Annotated in this window: 16 protein-coding genes; 4 read left to right on the top strand and 12 right to left on the bottom strand. The window is 66.5% G+C overall.

The window, feature by feature from the left end:
• Positions 1-25: 25 nt before the first annotated feature.
• Both ppk1 and hemB read right to left on the bottom strand, forming a co-directional pair.
• Positions 26-2,233 carry a polyphosphate kinase 1 gene (gene ppk1 / locus AC0KXH_RS02770; protein ID WP_043218268.1) on the bottom strand — a complete coding sequence of 736 codons (2,208 nt, stop codon included), beginning with the start codon at positions 2,231-2,233 and terminating at the stop codon, positions 26-28.
• Between the two features lie 13 nt (positions 2,234-2,246).
• Positions 2,247-3,260: a porphobilinogen synthase gene (gene hemB / locus AC0KXH_RS02765; protein ID WP_043218266.1), complete on the bottom strand. Its 1,014-nt coding sequence runs from the start codon at positions 3,258-3,260 to the stop codon at positions 2,247-2,249.
• 293 nt (positions 3,261-3,553) lie between these two features.
• On the opposite strand from hemB, the gene elbB reads away from it, so the two are divergent.
• From elbB to AC0KXH_RS02750, 3 genes are all read left to right on the top strand, one after another.
• On the top strand, positions 3,554-4,219 hold the full coding sequence (gene elbB, locus AC0KXH_RS02760) for an isoprenoid biosynthesis glyoxalase ElbB (protein ID WP_061337887.1): 666 nt from the start codon (positions 3,554-3,556) through the stop codon (positions 4,217-4,219).
• Positions 4,220-4,357: 138 nt separating this feature from the next.
• Entirely contained in the window at positions 4,358-4,825 is a 468-nt protein-coding gene (locus tag AC0KXH_RS02755; RefSeq protein ID WP_043218262.1) for a thioesterase family protein, read from the top strand.
• A 104-nt stretch (positions 4,826-4,929) separates the two neighbouring features.
• Positions 4,930-7,059: a putative bifunctional diguanylate cyclase/phosphodiesterase gene (locus tag AC0KXH_RS02750; protein WP_488224115.1), complete on the top strand. Its 2,130-nt coding sequence runs from the start codon at positions 4,930-4,932 to the stop codon at positions 7,057-7,059.
• Here AC0KXH_RS02750 and AC0KXH_RS02745 read toward each other — a convergent pair.
• Genes AC0KXH_RS02745 through AC0KXH_RS02725 form a run of 5 tightly spaced genes read right to left on the bottom strand, consistent with a single transcriptional unit; the run spans position 7,034 to position 11,418 of the window.
• Positions 7,034-7,489 carry a YaiI/YqxD family protein gene (locus AC0KXH_RS02745; protein WP_043222886.1) on the bottom strand — a complete coding sequence of 152 codons (456 nt, stop codon included), beginning with the start codon at positions 7,487-7,489 and terminating at the stop codon, positions 7,034-7,036. The genes AC0KXH_RS02750 and AC0KXH_RS02745 overlap by 26 nt on opposite strands.
• Before the next feature lie 14 nt (positions 7,490-7,503).
• Positions 7,504-8,136, bottom strand: coding sequence for a LysE family transporter (locus AC0KXH_RS02740; RefSeq protein ID WP_488224114.1), 633 nt, complete (start codon positions 8,134-8,136; stop codon positions 7,504-7,506).
• Positions 8,137-8,167: 31 nt separating this feature from the next.
• Complete coding sequence (locus AC0KXH_RS02735) at positions 8,168-8,926, bottom strand: TerC family protein (protein WP_043218259.1); 759 nt, start codon at positions 8,924-8,926, stop codon at positions 8,168-8,170.
• Positions 8,927-8,929: 3 nt separating this feature from the next.
• Positions 8,930-9,514 carry a mechanosensitive ion channel family protein gene (locus tag AC0KXH_RS02730; RefSeq protein WP_061337889.1) on the bottom strand — a complete coding sequence of 195 codons (585 nt, stop codon included), beginning with the start codon at positions 9,512-9,514 and terminating at the stop codon, positions 8,930-8,932.
• Positions 9,511-11,418: an ATP-binding cassette domain-containing protein gene (locus tag AC0KXH_RS02725; RefSeq protein WP_488224113.1), complete on the bottom strand. Its 1,908-nt coding sequence runs from the start codon at positions 11,416-11,418 to the stop codon at positions 9,511-9,513. The genes AC0KXH_RS02730 and AC0KXH_RS02725 overlap by 4 nt, the downstream gene beginning before the upstream one ends.
• A 47-nt stretch (positions 11,419-11,465) precedes the next feature.
• Here AC0KXH_RS02725 and AC0KXH_RS02720 point away from each other — a divergent pair, with 47 nt between their 5' ends.
• Entirely contained in the window at positions 11,466-11,960 is a 495-nt protein-coding gene (locus AC0KXH_RS02720; RefSeq protein ID WP_043218255.1) for a TIGR02444 family protein, read from the top strand.
• Here AC0KXH_RS02720 and AC0KXH_RS02715 read toward each other — a convergent pair.
• The 5 genes from AC0KXH_RS02715 to AC0KXH_RS02695 form a co-directional block, all read right to left on the bottom strand.
• Positions 11,936-12,748, bottom strand: coding sequence for an AlgP family protein (locus AC0KXH_RS02715; RefSeq protein ID WP_488224112.1), 813 nt, complete (start codon positions 12,746-12,748; stop codon positions 11,936-11,938). The genes AC0KXH_RS02720 and AC0KXH_RS02715 overlap by 25 nt on opposite strands.
• 102 nt (positions 12,749-12,850) lie before the next feature.
• A complete protein-coding gene (locus AC0KXH_RS02710; RefSeq protein ID WP_043218254.1) occupies positions 12,851-13,318 on the bottom strand; it encodes an Rsd/AlgQ family anti-sigma factor in 468 nt (155 codons plus the stop codon).
• A gap of 241 nt (positions 13,319-13,559) precedes the next feature.
• Complete coding sequence (locus AC0KXH_RS02705; RefSeq protein WP_061339721.1) at positions 13,560-14,051, bottom strand: disulfide bond formation protein B; 492 nt, start codon at positions 14,049-14,051, stop codon at positions 13,560-13,562.
• A 122-nt stretch (positions 14,052-14,173) separates the two neighbouring features.
• Positions 14,174-15,394 (bottom strand): heme biosynthesis HemY N-terminal domain-containing protein, encoded by a 1,221-nt coding sequence (locus tag AC0KXH_RS02700; protein ID WP_061339720.1) that lies wholly within the window; start codon positions 15,392-15,394, stop codon positions 14,174-14,176.
• Positions 15,391-16,584, bottom strand: coding sequence for a uroporphyrinogen-III C-methyltransferase (locus AC0KXH_RS02695; RefSeq protein WP_061339719.1), 1,194 nt, complete (start codon positions 16,582-16,584; stop codon positions 15,391-15,393). Before AC0KXH_RS02695 ends, AC0KXH_RS02700 begins: the two co-directional genes overlap by 4 nt.
• Position 16,585: the final 1 nt, after the last annotated feature.

Raw genomic sequence — 16,585 nt, 5'->3', positions numbered from 1 at the left:
TTTCGTTTGCGCGCAGCCGCCGCCGTTAACGCCCCGTGGTGTTGCTGAGCCGCTCGAGCAGGGTGTTCTGGGCGTTGCGCGCGAGCTGATTGCCACTCGGGCTGTTGCGCACGTAACTGCCGTCGGGCTGCAGGATCCAGCTCTGCGTGTTGTCGGTCAGCAAGGCCTCGAGTTCCTTCTTCACCCGCGTCACCAGCTTCTTGCCTTCGACCGGGAAGCAGGTTTCCACCCGTCGGTCGAGGTTGCGCTCCATCCAGTCGGCACTCGACAGGTAGAGCTTTTCGTCGCCGTCGTTGTGGAAATAGAACACCCGGCTGTGCTCGAGGAAGCGTCCGATGATCGAGCGCACCTGGATGTTGTGCGATACCCCGGCGATGCCCGGGCGCAGGCAGCACATGCCCCGCACGATGAGGTCGATACGCACGCCTGTCTGGCTGGCCTTGTACAGCGCCTTGATCATCTTCGCGTCGGTCAGCGCGTTGACCTTGAGGATGATGTGCGCCGGCTTGCCCTCGGCGGCATGCTGCGTCTCCAGCGCGATGAGGTCGAGCAGCGTCTTCTTCAGGGTGAACGGCGAATGCAGCAGCTTCTTCATGCGCATCACCTTGCCCATGCCGATCAGCTGGCTGAACAGCTTGGAGACGTCCTCGCACAGCGCGTCATCGGAGGTCAGCAGGCTGTAGTCGGTGTACAGGCGCGCGTTGCCGGCGTGGTAGTTGCCGGTACCCAGGTGCGCGTAGCGGCAGAGTTCGCCGTTTTCGCGACGCAGGATCAGCATCATCTTGGCGTGGGTCTTGTAGCCGACCACACCGTAGATCACCACGGCGCCGGCCTGCTGCAGCCGACTGGCCAGTTGCAGGTTCGATTCCTCGTCGAAACGCGCACGCAGCTCGATCACCGCGGTGACCTCCTTGCCGTTGCGCGCCGCCTCGACGAGGGCGTCGACGATCTCCGAGTTGGCGCCCGAGCGGTACAGCGTCTGCTTGACGGCCAGCACGTGCGGGTCCTTGGCCGCTTCACGCAGCAGGTCGACCACCGGCGTGAAGGATTCGAACGGGTGCATCAGCAGAATGTCCTGCTTGCTGATGACGTTGAAGATGTTCTCGCTGTTCTGCAGCAGCTTGGGGATCGCTGGGGTGAACGGCGCGTATTGCAGCTCCGGATGACTGTCCAGGCCGGTGACGCTGAACAGCCGGGTCAGGTTGACCGGGCCATTGACCCGATACATCTCGCTTTCGGCCAGGCCGAACTGCTTGAGCAGGAAGTCCGCCAGGTGTTTCGGGCAGGTGTCGACCACCTCCAGGCGCACCGCATCGCCGTAGCGCCGCGAGATCAGCTCGCCGCGCAGCGCACGTGCGAGGTCCTCGACGTCCTCGGTATCGACCGAGAGGTCGGCATTACGCGTCAGGCGGAACTGGTAGCAGCCCTTGACCCGCATGCCGTGGAACAGGTCGTCGGCGTGTGCATGGATCATCGACGACAGAAACACGAAGTGATCGCCCGCCCCGCTGACCTCCTCCGGCACGCGGATGACCCGCGGCAGCGAGCGCGGCGCCGGAATGATCGCCAGCCCGGAGTCACGGCCGAACGCATCGATGCCTTCCAGCTCGACGATGAAGTTCAGGCTCTTGTTCACCAGCAGCGGAAAGGGGTGCGTCGGGTCGAGCCCGATGGGCGTGATGATCGGCGCGATCTCGTCGCGGAAATAGCGCCGCACCCAGGCCTTGAGCTTGGCCGTCCAGTGGCGTCGACGAATGAAGCGGATCTGATGCTTGGCCAGTTCCGGCAGCAGTACCTCGTTGAGAATCGCGTACTGCCGGTCGACCTGCTCATGCACCAGCTCGCAGATTCGCGCCAGCGCCTGATGGGGCTGCAAGCCGTCGGCGCCGGCCTGCTCGCGGGCAAAGGTGACGCGTTTTTTCAGGCCGGCAACGCGGATCTCGAAGAACTCGTCGAGGTTGCTGGAAAAGATCAGCAGGAACTTCAGCCGCTCGAGCAGCGGGTAGGACTCGTCCAGCGCCTGCTCCAGCACGCGGATATTGAATTGCAGCTGCGACAGCTCGCGATGGATGTACAGGCTGGTGTCGTCCAGGCTCGGAACCGGCGCGACCGGAGCCGCTTCCGGCTCGACTGCCGGCGTCTCGGGCACGGGCACCTCGACGCCGGCCTGGGCCGGCAGCGCCTCCTGCGTTTCATCGATCTGCAACTGCGTTTCGCTGAGTCCCTGATTCATGAGTGCCTCGGGCTCACTGGCCCCGTTTCAATTGTTGTGCGGCGTGCTTGGCGAAGTAGGTGAGGATGCCATCGGCTCCGGCGCGCTTGAAGCCGACCAAAGACTCGAGGATGACCGCCTCCGAAAGCCAGCCGTTCTGAATGGCCGCCATGTGCATGGCGTACTCGCCGCTCACCTGATAGACAAAGGTCGGCGCCTTGAACGCCTCTTTCACGCGCCAGACGATGTCCAGGTACGGCTGCCCCGGCTTGACCATGACCATGTCGGCGCCTTCGGCCAGGTCCGCGGCGACTTCGTGCAGCGCCTCGTCGCCGTTGGCCGGATCCATCTGGTAGGTATTCTTGTTGCTCTTGCCGAGGTTGCCGGCCGAACCGACGGCATCGCGGAACGGGCCGTAGTAGGCGCTGGCGTACTTGGCCGAGTAGGCCATGATGCGCACGTTGTGATGGCCGGCCACCTCCAGCGCTTCGCGGATGGCCTGGATGCGCCCGTCCATCATGTCCGAAGGCGCGACCACCTGGGCGCCGGCCTCGGCATGCGACAGCGCCTGGCGCACCAACGCATCGACGGTGATGTCGTTCTGCACGTAGCCGTGCTCATCGAGGATGCCGTCCTGCCCGTGAGTGGTGAAGGGGTCGAGCGCCACATCGGTGATGATGCCGAGTTCCGGAAAGCGCTCACGCAGGGCACGCGTGGCACGCTGGGCGATGCCCTCCGGGTTCCAGGCCTCGGCGGCGTCCAGCGACTTCTTCTCCAGCGGCGTGACCGGGAACAGCGCCAGTGCCGGAATACCCAGCGCAACCAGTTCTTCGGCCTCCTCGAGCAGCAGATCGATCGACAGCCGCTCGACGCCCGGCATCGACGGCACGCTCTCACGGCGGTTCTCGCCGTCGAGCACGAACACCGGCAGGATCAGATCGTCGACGGTCAGCGCGTTCTCGCGCACCAGGCGACGCGAGAAATCGTCGCGACGATTGCGACGCAGGCGAGTGGCGGGAAAAAGTCGATCGGCAGGAACGAAGCTCACAACGGACTCCTGGCCCGCAGAGCGGGCGCGAATGTGACATATATAGGCCGGCGGCATGACAGAACTGTTACAACAGGCGACGCCACCGCGAATCCGACATTATGGCCAGCCCGTGGCGCCTGTGCCAGTGCTTTGTCCGCGCACCTCGGCGAACGCCGCGCACTCGAAGGAACGGCCGTGCCCGCCCGCCATCCAACGCCTAGGCAGGGCTTACCTCCATGCTCTGCAGGCTTTAGCATCGCCTTTACGCCAGCCCCGGCCCCGGGGCGTCGAACCATTCCAGGAGTATCGCCATGAACAAGAAAGTCGCCGTGATCCTGTCCGGCTGCGGTGTCTACGACGGCTCGGAAATCTACGAAAGCGTCGCTACCCTGCTGCGCCTGGACCAGCGTGGCGCCGCCGTGCAGTGTTTCGCACCCGACATCGCGCAGGCGCATGTGGTCAATCACATGACCGGCGAGGAGATGAACGAGAGCCGTAACGTGCTGGTCGAGTCCGCGCGCCTGGCACGCGGCAATATCAAGGACCTGCGCGAGGCGCGCGCCGAGGACTTCGACGCGTTGATCCTGCCGGGTGGCTTCGGTGCGGCGAAGAATCTTTCCGATTTCGCCAGCGCCGGGGCGAACTGCACGGTGCTTCCGGAGGTGCTGCGCGTGGCCCAGGCATTCGCCCAGGCCGGCAAGCCGATCGGCATGATGTGCATCGCACCGACGATGGCGGCGCAGATCTTCGGCCAGGGCGTGGTCTGCACGCTCGGCAGCGACGAGGCGGATGCAGCCAAGGCAGCCGTGCAGATGGGCGTCGAGCATCAGGCCTGCGAAGTCAACGACATCGTCGAGGACACCAAGCACAAGCTGGTCACCACGCCTGCCTACATGCTCGCCGAATCGATCAGCGAGGCCGCCGGCGGCATCTACAAGCTGGTCGACCGCGTACTCGAGCTGACCCACGAAGCCTGACGCCGACCGGGCGGGCCGCGCCAGCGGGCCGCCCGAGCAAGGGTGATCCGGCCAATCGCCCCGCCGCAGCTGCCCCGCCTCTGGCGCCGACCGCCTACTCTGATGCAGCGTGACGTTTCATTTTTGTGGAGCGCGGCCATGAGCGAGCACAGTGAACTGAGCCTGTCCGAACACGAAGCCGTACGCCAGCTGTTCGAGCGCATTCCGTTCAACCGGGAGCTGGGCATCGAGCTCGACGAAGTCTCCGCCGAGCGCGTGGTGATGCATCTGCCGATGCAGCCACAACTGGTCGGCAACTTCGTCCACGGCATCCTGCATGGCGGCGTGATCGCCTCGCTGCTCGACGTGGTCGGCGGGGCCATGGCAATGGTCGGCGCGTTCGATCGGCACCGCCATTTGGACGAATCCGAACGCGCCATCCGGCTTGCGCGGCTGGGCACCATCGACCTGCGCATCGACTACCTGCGCCCCGGGCGAGGCCAGCGCTTCAGCGCCACGGCCACCCTGCTGCGCTCGGGCAACAAGGTCGCCGTGGTGCGCTCGGAACTGCACAACGAAGCGGGCGTGTTGATCGCCGTCGGCACCGGCACTTATCTCTGCGGCTGAGCGGCCGATACAGGCGAAGCGGCGGCCCTTTCCACTTGCCGCGCAAAGCAATAGCCTATTGCCACTATTCGTGAGGCAGGACGCCCAGACCTTGAGTGCTGCCCATGAGCCGACTGCTGCTGTCCTCCCTGCCGCCAGACCAGATCGCCCTGCCCGGCGCCTCGCACGATCCCGGCCTGGTGCTGTTGTCATACCTGGTCGCCAGCGCCGCGGCCTACACCGCGCTGGCTCTGGCGCATCGCGTCAGCCAGAGCGTTGAGGCGCGCTATCGCGAATATTGGCGCTGGGTCGGCGCCCTAGCCCTGGGCGGCGGTATCTGGTCGATGCACTTCATCGCGATGCTGGCGTTTCAGGCGCCACTGGATATTGCCTACGATCACCGGGTTACCCTGCTCTCGCTGGTGATCGCCGTGGCCACCTCCTACCTGGTCATGCGCCTGCTCGGCCGCGAGCGCCTGCGCAGCTGGCAGTACGGCCTGGCGGCTACCGCCGCCGGCACCAGCATTGCCGCGATGCACTACACCGGGATGGCGGCCATTCGCTCGGCGGCCACGCTGCACTACGAGCCCTGGGCCTTCGGCCTGTCGATCCTGATTGCCATCGCCGCCGTGCTGGTGGCGCTGGTCCTGGGCTTCCACTTCCGCGAACACCATGGCCGCAGCCACCACTGGCAACGGGGCGCCTGTGGTCTGGTCATGGGCCTGGCCATCGTGTCCATGCATTACACCGGCATGCACGCACTGGTGCTGGCGGTGCCGCGCAGCCTGCTGCTGCAGATCGCCACGCACGCCGGCAGCGGACACCAGCAAGCCCTGGCGCTGGCCATCGGCGTGGTGGCACTGCTGGTGATCGTCGCCGGCATCGCCGCAAGCTGGGCCGAGCAACGCTTCAGCGAACAGCGCGAGGCGCTGCACCGGGCCGAGCACCAGCTCAACGCGATGACCCACTACGATCCGCTAACCAACCTGCTCAACGGCCGGGCGTTCACCGAAATGGTCAGCCAGCTGCTAGTCGCACGGGAGCAGGCCGAGGCCCTGGCCGTACTGGTGGTGGACCTGGACAACTTCAAGCGCATCAACGACAGCCTCGGTCATCGCAGCGGTGATCTGGCGCTGCAACTGGTCGCCCAGCGTATCCGCGCGGTGCTCGGCACGCATGACCGCTTGGCGCGCTTTTCCGGCGACGAATTTTGCGTGCTCACCCTTGGCGACCTGCAGGCCGCCCAGGAACTGGCAGGACGCATCCTCGAACAGTTGCGGCCACCGCTGCCGATCGAGGATGTCCAGCTGTGCCTGACCGCGAGCATCGGCATCAGCCAGTATCCGGAGGACGGCAGCAGCTTTGACACGCTGTTTCGTCACGCGGGGCTCGCGGTCGGCCAGTGCAAGGCCAGCGGGCGCAACCGCGCGCTGCGCTTCGATCCCGCTCTCGAGCAACAGGCGCGTGAGAATCTCGCCCTCGAACAGGACCTGCGCCAGGCGATCCGCGGCAACCAGCTGGCGGTGCATTACCAGCCGATCGTCGATTGCCGTAGCGGCCAGCCGATCGGCCTCGAGGCGCTGGTGCGCTGGCAGCATCCGCAGCTGGGCTTCATCAGCCCGGAGCGCTTCGTCGGCCTGGCCGAGCGCAACGGTTTCGTCGGCGAGCTGGACAGCTGGGTTGCCCGGCGCGCCTGCCAGGATCTCGTCGAGCTGCTCGCCGCCGGGCACGACCTGCGCGTGGCGATCAACTGCTCGGCCCTGAACCTGGGCAGTCCCTTCCTGCCGAAGGTGGTCGCGCGGATCCTGGCCGATACCGGGCTGGCGCCGAGCCGGGTTTCACTCGAAGTCACCGAAAACGCCCTGATGAACGACTTTGTCGCCGCGGTGCGCAACCTCGAGCAGGTGCGCCAGCTGGGCCTGAAGATATCCATCGACGATTTCGGCAGCGGCTACTCGTCACTGGCCTATCTCAGCAAGCTGCCACTGGATACGCTGAAGATCGACCGCGCCTTCGTTCGGGAGATCGCCGAACAGGCCAACGACCGCGCCATCACCGCTGCGATCGTGGCGATGGCGCACAAGCTGCAGCTCAAGGTAGTGGCCGAAGGGGTGGAAGACCGGACGCAGCTGGCCCATCTGCAGGACAATCGCTGCGACTACATCCAGGGCTATCTGTTCAGCCGCCCGCTGCCCCTGCCGGCGTTGCGCGACTGGCTGACGGCGCGCCTCAGCGTGACCGCGACAAGCGCGTAAGCAGGCGGTCCAGCGCGTTGGCGAAGGCCTGGCGGTCGCGCTCGCCGTAGCTGGCCTGCCCACCGCCCATCTGGCCCTGATCGCGCAAGTCGCTGAACAGGTTGCGCACCGCCAGGCGCTCGCCCATGTTGCGCTCGTCGAATTCGCGCCCGCGCGGGTCGAGCGCGGCGACGCCCTTCTTCACCAGCCGATCGGCCAGCGGCACGTCGCTGCAGATCACCAGCTCACCCGGCATGGCGTGCTCGACCAGGTAATCGTCTGCCGCATCCGGGCCGCTGGGGACCACGATCAACCGGACACAGGCGAATGGGGGCTTGACCTGACTCTGCCCGGCGACCAGCAGCACCTCGAAACCGCGCTTGAGTGCGAACTTGACCACCTGATCCTTCGCTGCCCGCGGGCAGGCGTCGGCGTCGATCCAAATCCGCAGCGGTGCCGGCAGCGTCATGCGGCCGCCCGGCGCACGGTGGCCAGCAACGCGGCGGCCCCGGCAAACATGGCGGCGAAGGTACGATTGACCAGGCGCTGCTGACGCGGCGTGCGCAGCAGGCGCAGGACACGCGCAGCAAGCCCCGTGTAGGCAGCCATGACGATCAAATCGACGACCACCATGGTCGCGGCCATCGCGACGTACTGCATCAGCAGCGGCGCCTTCGGGTCGAGAAACTGCGGCAGCACCGCGAGGATGAACACGATCGCCTTGGGGTTGCTGGCATTGACCAGAAAGCCGCGCAACACAAGGCTCAGCGGGCGGCCGATGGGACGCCCGAGCGAAGGATCCTGCAGCGCCTCGGGCATTGCCCGCCATTGCTTGACCGCCAGCCACAGCAGGTAGGCGACGCCGAACCACTTGATCAGGCTGAAGGCCAGCGCCGAGGTCGCCAGCACGGCACCGACGCCCGCGGCGACGATGGCGATCTGCAGCAGCAGCGCCAGTTGCAGCCCGATGGCATTCCAGTAACCCCGCCAGAAGCCGTACTGCAGCCCGCAGGACATCGAGGCGATGGCGCCGGCACCTGGCGAGAGGCTGATGATCCAGCAGGCGACGAAAAAGGCGAGCCAGGTTTCCAGTGTCATGCGAGGTCTCCTCTGCAGCGCGGCCGGACGGTCAGTCCGGCAGGTCCTTGCCGAGCTTCATCGGCTCCTTGAGCTTGCGCCGCATGGCCTTGCGCATGCGGATGTTCAGCGCCTCGACGCCCAGCGAGAAAGCCATGGCGAAATAGACGTAGCCCTTGGGCACGTGCACGCCGAAGGCCTCGGCGATAAGCAGCGTACCGACCACGATGAGGAACGATAGCGCAAGAATCTTCAGCGTCGGGTGGTGCTCGATGAAGTCGCTGATGGTGCCGGCCGCCGCCATCATCACCAGCACGGCAATGACGATCGCCGCGATCATCACCGGCACGTGATCGACCAGACCGACCGCAGTGATCACCGAGTCGAGCGAGAAGACGATATCGATCACCGCAATCTGCAGGATGATACCGATGAAGCTGGCCCTGGCCGCACCGCCGGCCGACTGCTCCTCTTCCTCGCCCTCGACGCTGTGCCAGATTTCCATGGTGCTCTTGAACAACAGGAACAGGCCGCCAAAGAACAGGATCAGATCACGGCCCGAGACGCCCTGCCCGAGCACGCTGAACAGGTCGTTGGTCAGACGCATGACCCAGGCGATCGACAGCAGCAGGAGAATGCGCGTGCCCATTGCCAGCGCCAGGCCGAAGAAGCGCGCGCGGGGCTGCTCGGCCTTGGGCAGCCGGCTGACCAGAATGGAGATGAAGATGATGTTGTCGATGCCGAGGACGATCTCCAGGGCAGTCAACGTCAGGAAAGCGACCCAAATCTCCGGGTTGCTGAGCCATTCCATAAGTTATTTCTCGTGTGGAAGTTGGGTGTGAAGCGGGATTTCGCCGCCGCGCCAACGGCGCACGGCCTTCTGGAAGAACAGACTGTTGGGCACCTGCACGAGGGCGCCGGTTCCAGCCTCGGCGACCTCCTCGAGCGTGGTGTAGAGCAGGTTGATATCGATCACCCGGCCCTTGACGATCGGCTTGTCGGACGACTCCACGAGCTCGACCACGTCGCCCAGACGGAACGGGCCGAGCATCAGGATCAGCACTGCGCAAAGCAGGTTGGACAGCACGCTCCAGATGGCGAAGAAGGCCACCGCAGCCACCGCGACAAAGCCGGAAATGGCCGTCCAGAGCACGGCCGCCGATACGCCGAAGCGCTCGAGCACCATGATCAGCGCGCCGCCCATGATCAGCCAGCGGATGCCGCCGCGCACCGGTAACAACAGCTCGGGCGGCAGCGGGTAGCGGTTCGACAAGCGTGTCAGCGCACGGGCCACCAGGCGCTGCAGCAGATAGGCACCGAGCAGGATCGCCAGCACCTGCGCGGCCAACAGCAGCGGGCCGCGCCACTCCTGGGCGATGTTCAGCAGCTGCTCGTTCATGCACCGGGCTCCAGCTGGCTCTGCAGGCTTTCGAGCAGCTCCAGTGCTTCCAGCCAGGCGTCCTCCAGCTCGGCTTCACGGCTCTTCAGCTCGGCCTGCCGGGCCAACAGATCGCGCAGCTCATCCTTGCGTGCCGCCTCGTACAGCTGGCTGTCGGCCAGCTGCGCTTCCAGCTCGGCCAGCCGCTGCTGCACGTTGCCCAGCTCGGCTTCCAGCTTGTCCGCCTTCTTCCTGTGCGGCGCCAGCTGCTGGCGCAGCGCAGCCGCCGCCTGGCGCTGAGCCTTGCGATCGGTCCGTTCGCCGGCCGGCTCGCTCGTCAGCGGCGCCTGCCGCGCACGGAACTCGACGAGCCAACGCGCATAGTCCTCCAGATCACCGTCGAAGGCCTGTACCCGACCATCGGCGACGAGCAGGAATTCATCGGTGGTGCTCTTGAGCAGATGCCGATCGTGCGAAACCACCAGCACAGCGCCTTCGAAGTCCTGCAGTGCCAGGGTCAGCGCCAGGCGCATCTCCAGATCCAGGTGGTTGGTCGGTTCGTCGAGCAGCAGCAGGTTGGGCTTGCCCCAGGCGATCAGCGCCAGCGCCAGGCGCGCCTTCTCGCCACCGGAGAAATTCAGCACCGGCTCGTCACAGCGGTCGCCGCGGAAATCGAAGCCGCCCAGGAAATCGCGCAGCGTCTGCTCGCGCTCGCCCGGTGCGATGCGCTGCAGGTGCAGCAGCGGGCTGGCCGAGGGGTCGAGCGCATCGAGCTGATGCTGGGCGAAATAGCCGATCACCAGGTTCTCGCCGCGCTGCAGCCTGCCGCCCAGCGGGCTCAGCTCACCGGCGAGGGTCTTGATCAGGGTCGACTTGCCGGCGCCGTTGGGGCCGAGCAGGCCGATGCGCACGCCCGGGGCGAGCTGCAGTTTGACCTTGTCCAGCACCCGCTTGTCGCCATAACCCAGCTGGGCTTCCTGCATATCCAGCAGCGGGCTGGAAATCCGCTCGGCCTCACGGAAACGGAAGTCGAATGGCGAATCGACGTGCGCCGGGGCCAGCTCTTCCAGACGCTCCAGCGCCTTGATCCGGCTCTGCGCCTGGCGTGCCTTGGTCGCCTTGGCCTTGAACCGGCGGATGAAATCCTCCATGTGCGCGCGCTGGGCCTGCTGCTTCTCGTAGGCCTGCTGCTGCTGCGCCAGGCGCTCGGCACGGGTCCGCTCGAACGCCGAATAACCACCCCGGTAAAGCGTGAGCTTGCGCTGCTCGAGATGCACCACGTGGTCGACCACCGCGTCGAGAAAATCGCGGTCGTGGGAAATCAGCAGCAAGGTGCCGGGGTAGCTCTTGAGCCAGTCCTCCAGCCAGAGGATCGCATCCAGGTCCAGGTGGTTGGTCGGTTCGTCGAGCAGCAAGAGATCGGAGGGGCACATCAGCGCCTGCGCCAGGTTCAGGCGCATCCGCCAGCCGCCGGAAAAGCTGCCCACCGCCTGCTCCATCTGCGCACTGTCGAAGCCCAGCCCGGCCAGCAGTTTGCGAGCCCGGGCATCCGCGCTGTAGCCGCCGGCATTGTCCAGCTCGCCATGCAGGCGCGCCAGCGCATGGCCGTCATGCGCAGCCTCGGCCGCGGCCAGCTCGGCCTGGATGCGGCGCAACTCGACGTCGCCATCGAGCACGTAGTCGACCGCCAGGCGATCGAGCGTATCGACCTCCTGGCGCATATGCGCAATGCGCCAGTTCGGCGGTATCTGGCAATCCCCGCCGTCGGCACCGAGCTGGCCACGCAGAAGCGCGAACAGGCTCGACTTGCCGGCACCGTTGGCGCCGACGAGGCCGGCTTTCTGCCCGGGATGCAGGGTGAGGTCGGCGCCGTCCAGCAGACGCTGGGGGCCTCGCTGTAGTGAGAGGTTCTGGAGTCGGATCATAATGGCGGCGGAGTTTATCAGTTCACCCGGAGGGCCAAGCTGGCGCCATGAAAAAAATCCCTGCTTCGCCGCCGGCCGATCTCTGGTCGTTCGCCCTCGCCTGCTACGCGCGCCCGGGCGTCGAGCAGGCCTGTCTGGATCTGCAGGCGAAGGGCGCTGACGTCTGCCTGCTGCTCTGCGCCGCCTGGCTCGAGAGCCGAGCCATCGAGTGCCGGGCACCGCGGGTGGCGCAACTCAAGACGGCCGCCGAAAACTGGCAGAGCTCGGTGGTCGAGCCGCTGCGCCAACTGCGCCACGCCTGGAAGACGAGCAGCGAGCAGGACCCAGCGTTGGCTCGGTTGCGTGAGCGAATCAAGGAACTGGAACTGGACGCCGAGCGCGTTCAGCTTGCCCGGCTGGAGGAAAGCTGCCGAGGCTGGGAAGAGCGTTCGATGGAATCAGGCTGGCTGGCACGCCTGGCACCGGATACAGCGGACCGCGCCGCGCTGCAACAGCTACGCGACGCGGCGCACGAGACTCAGCTGGCGCTGGCGTCCGGCTGAGTTCCCTCGGTGGCGACGGCCTCAGTGGCCTTGCTGGCCGGACGTGCGGGCTTTCGCGCGCTGGGCTTTTTCGCCGTAGCCGCCTTCGTGCTGCCGCCCGCTTTGCTCGCGGCGGCCTTGCTGCCGGCCGGCGCTTTCGTACCCGCCGGCTTCGCACTGGCCGGCTTCGCGGGGGTGGGTTTCGGCTTGGCCGTGCTCGCCGGCGCCGCCTTGCTATTGGCAGCGCTGCTGGCGGCGGCTTTGCCTGGCGCACGCTTGGCGGCCACCGGTTTGGCTGGCGCGCGTGCGCTGCTGGTGGGCTTGCTGGCCGCCGCCTTGGCCGAGGCTGCAGGGCGCTTCGCCGCAGTTGTCGTGGCCTTGGGGCTGGCTGCCTTGTCTGCCTTGGCCGCTGCCGGCTGCATGACCCGACCGACCGCCGTCTCGACCTCCTGAATGCCGCGCGCCAACCCCGTGGCGGTGGCCACGTCACGCTTGAGCTCGGCGAGGTAGGTCAGCATTTCGCCCTGACGCTCCTGCAGCAGCGCCATGGACGACTCGAGTTCTTCGATGCGGTTGCGCGCCTTGGCTTGAGCCTTGGGTTTGCCGGCGCTGCCGGCTTCGTCGAGCCGGGCGCGTGCTTTCAACAGCTTGTCCTGGGCCTTGCCGCGCTGCTTTTCCAGCTTCGCCAGGGCGCTTTCAGCCTCGGCGACCGCCTGCCGGCAAGCCTTGTCGAAATGAACGAGCAGACTGTTGGAGAGTTCTTGCAGCAACTGCAGCGGCGTATTGAGCGCTTTCTTCTTCGCGGGCATCACGATGCCTCCTTGCCGAACGATGCGCCCATACTAGACGGCCCGCGGCGGGCCGGCCAGCGGCTCGACCCCGAGGTCGCCAGCCGCTGACGTCGTCGCGCCTCAGGCGGTGGCGACGGGCTGCTGCTGATGCGCGTTGTGCAACACTTCGATGAGGCAATCCTCCAGCTCGAAGCGCTCTTGCAGCAGCTGGCCGAGCCGCTGCAGCTCGCCTTCAAGCCCGGGGCTGTTCAGACAATCGCCCTGGTCACAGCGATCGTTGAAGGCCAGCGCCACTTCGGTGATCACCTGGATACGCGGATAGATCTGCCGCGCCAATTCGATGCCGCGCTCATCCCCGAAAGCCTCGGCCTCTCCGATGAGCTGCTCGTAGATTTCAAAGTGCCCGGCCGAGACGTAATCGAGCAGCAACTCGCAGAACCGGACCAATGCCTTTCGTGCGTCGTCACTGTTCTCCACTCGGAGCTGGTCGAAGGCGTTGATCAGCTCATGCCGCTCCTGCAGCCAACGGTCGATCAGCAGGTGCACACCACCCCAGCGTTCCTGGGCATTCCGACAGCTCTCGAGCATGTTGACCTCACTTCCCTTATCGATTGGCTATGGCCCTCGTGGGCGCCGTGTCCACGCATGCACATTGGGCGACTGGCGGGTGCGATTTCCGTCACCACAGGGGCAGCCTATGCCCCCGCGCGGGAACCTTCAAGCAAGGTCGGTCGGATGGCCGTAGCGACTCGCAAGGGTGCGCACCTCGTACAGTGACCACCGAGGCACGCCAAGAGTTCGATCGAGAGCGGAGCGAGAAAGCGCGGGGTCAACCGCCGCGCAGCAGTTGCCAGCCGGCGAACGCCAGCATCGCGATGAAGCCCAGCAGGCTCCACTCGGGAATGCTCAGGCCGAGCATCGTCCAGTTGACTTCGGCGCACTCGGCCGTGCCATGCAGCACCAGCCGGGCGATCTCCTGGAACGGCAGCGCCTCCATCATGTATTCCAGGCTCGGCAGGCAGGCCGGCAGCTCATCGGCCGGGATGCTCTGCAGCCAGATCTGGCGGATCGCCGTCGCCCCGCCGAACAGCGCGAATAGCGCTGCGAAGCCGGCATACAGGCGCCGCCCCGTGGCAGCCGGACCATGAATCGCCGCGAGCAGGCAGACAACGCCGAAGCCGATCACGCAGATGCGCTGCACGATGCATAGCGGGCAAGGCGCCAAGCCCATGACGTGCTCCAGATAGAGCGCCGCCGCGATCATCAGCACGCAAGCGAGGAAGGCAAGGACAAAGGGCGAACGTGGGCTGGCCAAGTTCATGGCGACTCCGCAGCGGGGAAAGCCCGCTACGGTAGAGGAAAGCGGGAGCGCCTTACAAGTCGTCTCGCACAAAGCCGTGACGCCGTCATATTCGGCGGCGCCAGGGCCTTACGCCGGGGGCTTCAGCGGACCGCCGGGAGGCGCTGATCGATCAGCCCCAGGCCCTGCTGAAAGAACCGGTTGCCACCCTCGACGTCGCCCAGCTGCGTCAGCAGACGTGCGAGTTCGGCGCAGGTTTCGGCACGGTGTTCCATGCGCAGGCTGGCCTCGAAGTAGTCGCGGGCCTTGCCCCAAAGTTCGTTGCGCAGGCTGATGCGCCCCAGCGCGAGAAGCAGTTCGGCGTTCTGCGAGTGACTTTTGAGCCAGCCTTCGGCATTAGTCAATTGGCGCGCCGGCTCGCGGCCACGAACCAGGCCGTAGCGCTCGACCAGACGGTCGTCGAACTGGCGCTTGAGCGCTGCAAGCAGGACTTCCTCGGCCTTGCCCTCGTCCCCCAGCCGCGCGAGGCCGTCGGCATAGGCACGCACCACCAGTGGCTCGCTGCGCAGCCCGCCAGGCATAGCCTGCCAGCGCTTCTCCAGTGCTTCGCGCGCCTGCTCGGGCGCTGCCCCTTCTTCCACACCAGCCTGCTCGACCGCCGCAGTCCAGGCCAGGCGCTCCAGCTCGTCCAGTCGCGCCGGCGGCAATACGCGCTGCTTACGCAGCTCCGGCAGCAGGCGGCACAGCGCCGGCCAGTCCTGCAGTTCCACATAGAGCTGCTGCAACAGGGTGAGCAGCTGCGGGTGATGCGGATGATCGGCCTGCAATTCGCTGAGCGAGGCCCGCGCCTCGGCATATTGATGACGAGCGATCTGCAACTGAGCCTGGGTCAGACCGATTGCCAGCGCGGCATCCGGCTGGCAATCGCGGGCCTTGCCCAGCAGCTGGTCGCTCTGCTCGTGTTCACCCAACTCATTGGCTGCGCGCGCTGCACCGAGATAGTGCACCAGCGGCTGCCGGTCATGCTCGGCGGCCAGCTTCAGGTGGCCCAGCGCCTTGGCCCACTGCCCTTCGGCCAGCTCGCGCTGCCCGAGGCGTGACGCCTTGTTCACCCGCCGTTCACGATGCCGACGCGACCAGGGATTGACCCACGCGCCGGAGGCCTGCAGCACGCCGAGCAGCCAACGCACCAGCAGCGCCAGCAGCCAGATCGCCGCGACCAAGGCGACGAAGACCCAGAAGGTCGACTCGTAACGGAAACGGTCATAGGTAATCAGCACATAGCCGGGGCTCTGGGCGATCGCCCAGGCGAGAAAGCCGCCCACCGCAAGCAACAGTACGACATACAGGACCAGGCGCTTCATGCAGGCTGCTCCTCCGGCTCGCTCGATTCCTGCGGCGCCTCGGGCGCCGGCTCGACCGGCTGCTGGCCAGGCTGCGCCTCATCTGCTCGCTGACGCTTTTCCACGTAGCGCTGAAGGGCCTCGAGCGCCGGCGCTAGATCGGGCAATGACACCTCGACCGGCTGGCCGGCGAGCTCGCCAAGGCGTCGCCGCAAACCGCTGGCCTGGCCGTTGTCCTCGCTGAAATAGCCGGCAAGCATCTCCTGCGCCTGTGCCAGCGATTGCCGGTAGACCTCGCTGTTGCCGTTGAGTACCGCCCACTGCGCCTGCTCGATCGCCAGCGACAGGGCGAGGCGCACCTGCGCCAGGCTTTGCCCGGCCAGCAGCGGACGCACCTCGGTTTCGGAGTCGAGATCGACCCGGATATAGCGGCTCAGCTCATCGGTCCAGCGCTGCCACTGGCTGCGCGAGCTGTCGGCGGTGGCCGCCTCGCCCACCGCGAATTCAGGTGCCAGGGCATCCAGTCGGGCCGTTTGCCCGCGCAGGGCGCCAAGCTGCAGGAACAGCCCAGTGCGATCCAGCTGCGGCAGGCTACGCAAGGCTTCCAACCCCTCGAGCAGCTTCTGCCGGGTCGCGTAGGCGCGTGGGTCGTCCTGCTTCTGCAGGATCAGGTCCGCCTCATGCACCAGCATTTCGGCGCTCTTGACGTCCTGCATCGCCGACAGCTGCAGCATCGCCATGCGCAGCAGGTGCTCGGCCTCGGCCAGGCGCCACTCCTCGCGGCTGGCGCCGAGCACCTGCTCGACGCGACCGGAGAGCCGCTGCTGATCGCTCTGCAGCGCAGCCAGCAGCCGGCGGCGTTCGTCGAATTCCTCGGCGCTCGGCAGCTGCTCCAACCGCCCGAGCCGCTCGGCCAGCTGGCGATTCTGCTCCGCGAATCGCTCGACCTGATCGACCGCGGACTGGGCCGCCTGGGCCTGCCGGCTTTCCCGCTCGGCGACCTGCTGCAGCTGCCAGTAGGCGTATCCACCCAGCAACAGCCCACCCAAGCCGACCGCCAGCGCCAGGGCTGCGAGCCCTTTGCCCGGCTTTGTCGCAGGCTTTGCTGCGGCGGGCTTTGCCGTGCCAGCCGGTGCGCTATCGGTGGCTGGCTGCGCCTTGCCGACCGGCGTCTGCGGCGCTTCTTTCTTGTTGGAATCTGCTTCGCTCACA

Source organism: Stutzerimonas sp. CXK-1, assembly GCF_057738225.1.
The sequence above is the reverse complement of the archived record's forward strand: the minus strand, read 5'-3'. Positions and strand labels throughout refer to the sequence as shown.

Bases quoted from the DNA above. Each gene is read 5' to 3' on its own strand.
- ppk1 (WP_043218268.1), bottom strand. From the start codon at position 2,233: ATGAATCAGGGACTCAGCGAAACGCAGTTGCAGATCGATGAAACGCAG.
- elbB (WP_061337887.1), top strand. From the start codon at position 3,554: ATGAACAAGAAAGTCGCCGTGATCCTGTCCGGCTGCGGTGTCTACGAC.
- AC0KXH_RS02755 (WP_043218262.1), top strand. From the start codon at position 4,358: ATGAGCGAGCACAGTGAACTGAGCCTGTCCGAACACGAAGCCGTACGC.
- AC0KXH_RS02750 (WP_488224115.1), top strand. From the start codon at position 4,930: ATGAGCCGACTGCTGCTGTCCTCCCTGCCGCCAGACCAGATCGCCCTG.
- AC0KXH_RS02740 (WP_488224114.1), bottom strand. From the start codon at position 8,136: ATGACACTGGAAACCTGGCTCGCCTTTTTCGTCGCCTGCTGGATCATC.
- AC0KXH_RS02735 (WP_043218259.1), bottom strand. From the start codon at position 8,926: ATGGAATGGCTCAGCAACCCGGAGATTTGGGTCGCTTTCCTGACGTTG.
- AC0KXH_RS02730 (WP_061337889.1), bottom strand. From the start codon at position 9,514: ATGAACGAGCAGCTGCTGAACATCGCCCAGGAGTGGCGCGGCCCGCTG.
- AC0KXH_RS02725 (WP_488224113.1), bottom strand. From the start codon at position 11,418: ATGATCCGACTCCAGAACCTCTCACTACAGCGAGGCCCCCAGCGTCTG.
- AC0KXH_RS02720 (WP_043218255.1), top strand. From the start codon at position 11,466: ATGAAAAAAATCCCTGCTTCGCCGCCGGCCGATCTCTGGTCGTTCGCC.
- AC0KXH_RS02715 (WP_488224112.1), bottom strand. From the start codon at position 12,748: ATGCCCGCGAAGAAGAAAGCGCTCAATACGCCGCTGCAGTTGCTGCAA.
- AC0KXH_RS02710 (WP_043218254.1), bottom strand. From the start codon at position 13,318: ATGCTCGAGAGCTGTCGGAATGCCCAGGAACGCTGGGGTGGTGTGCAC.
- AC0KXH_RS02705 (WP_061339721.1), bottom strand. From the start codon at position 14,051: ATGAACTTGGCCAGCCCACGTTCGCCCTTTGTCCTTGCCTTCCTCGCT.
- AC0KXH_RS02700 (WP_061339720.1), bottom strand. From the start codon at position 15,394: ATGAAGCGCCTGGTCCTGTATGTCGTACTGTTGCTTGCGGTGGGCGGC.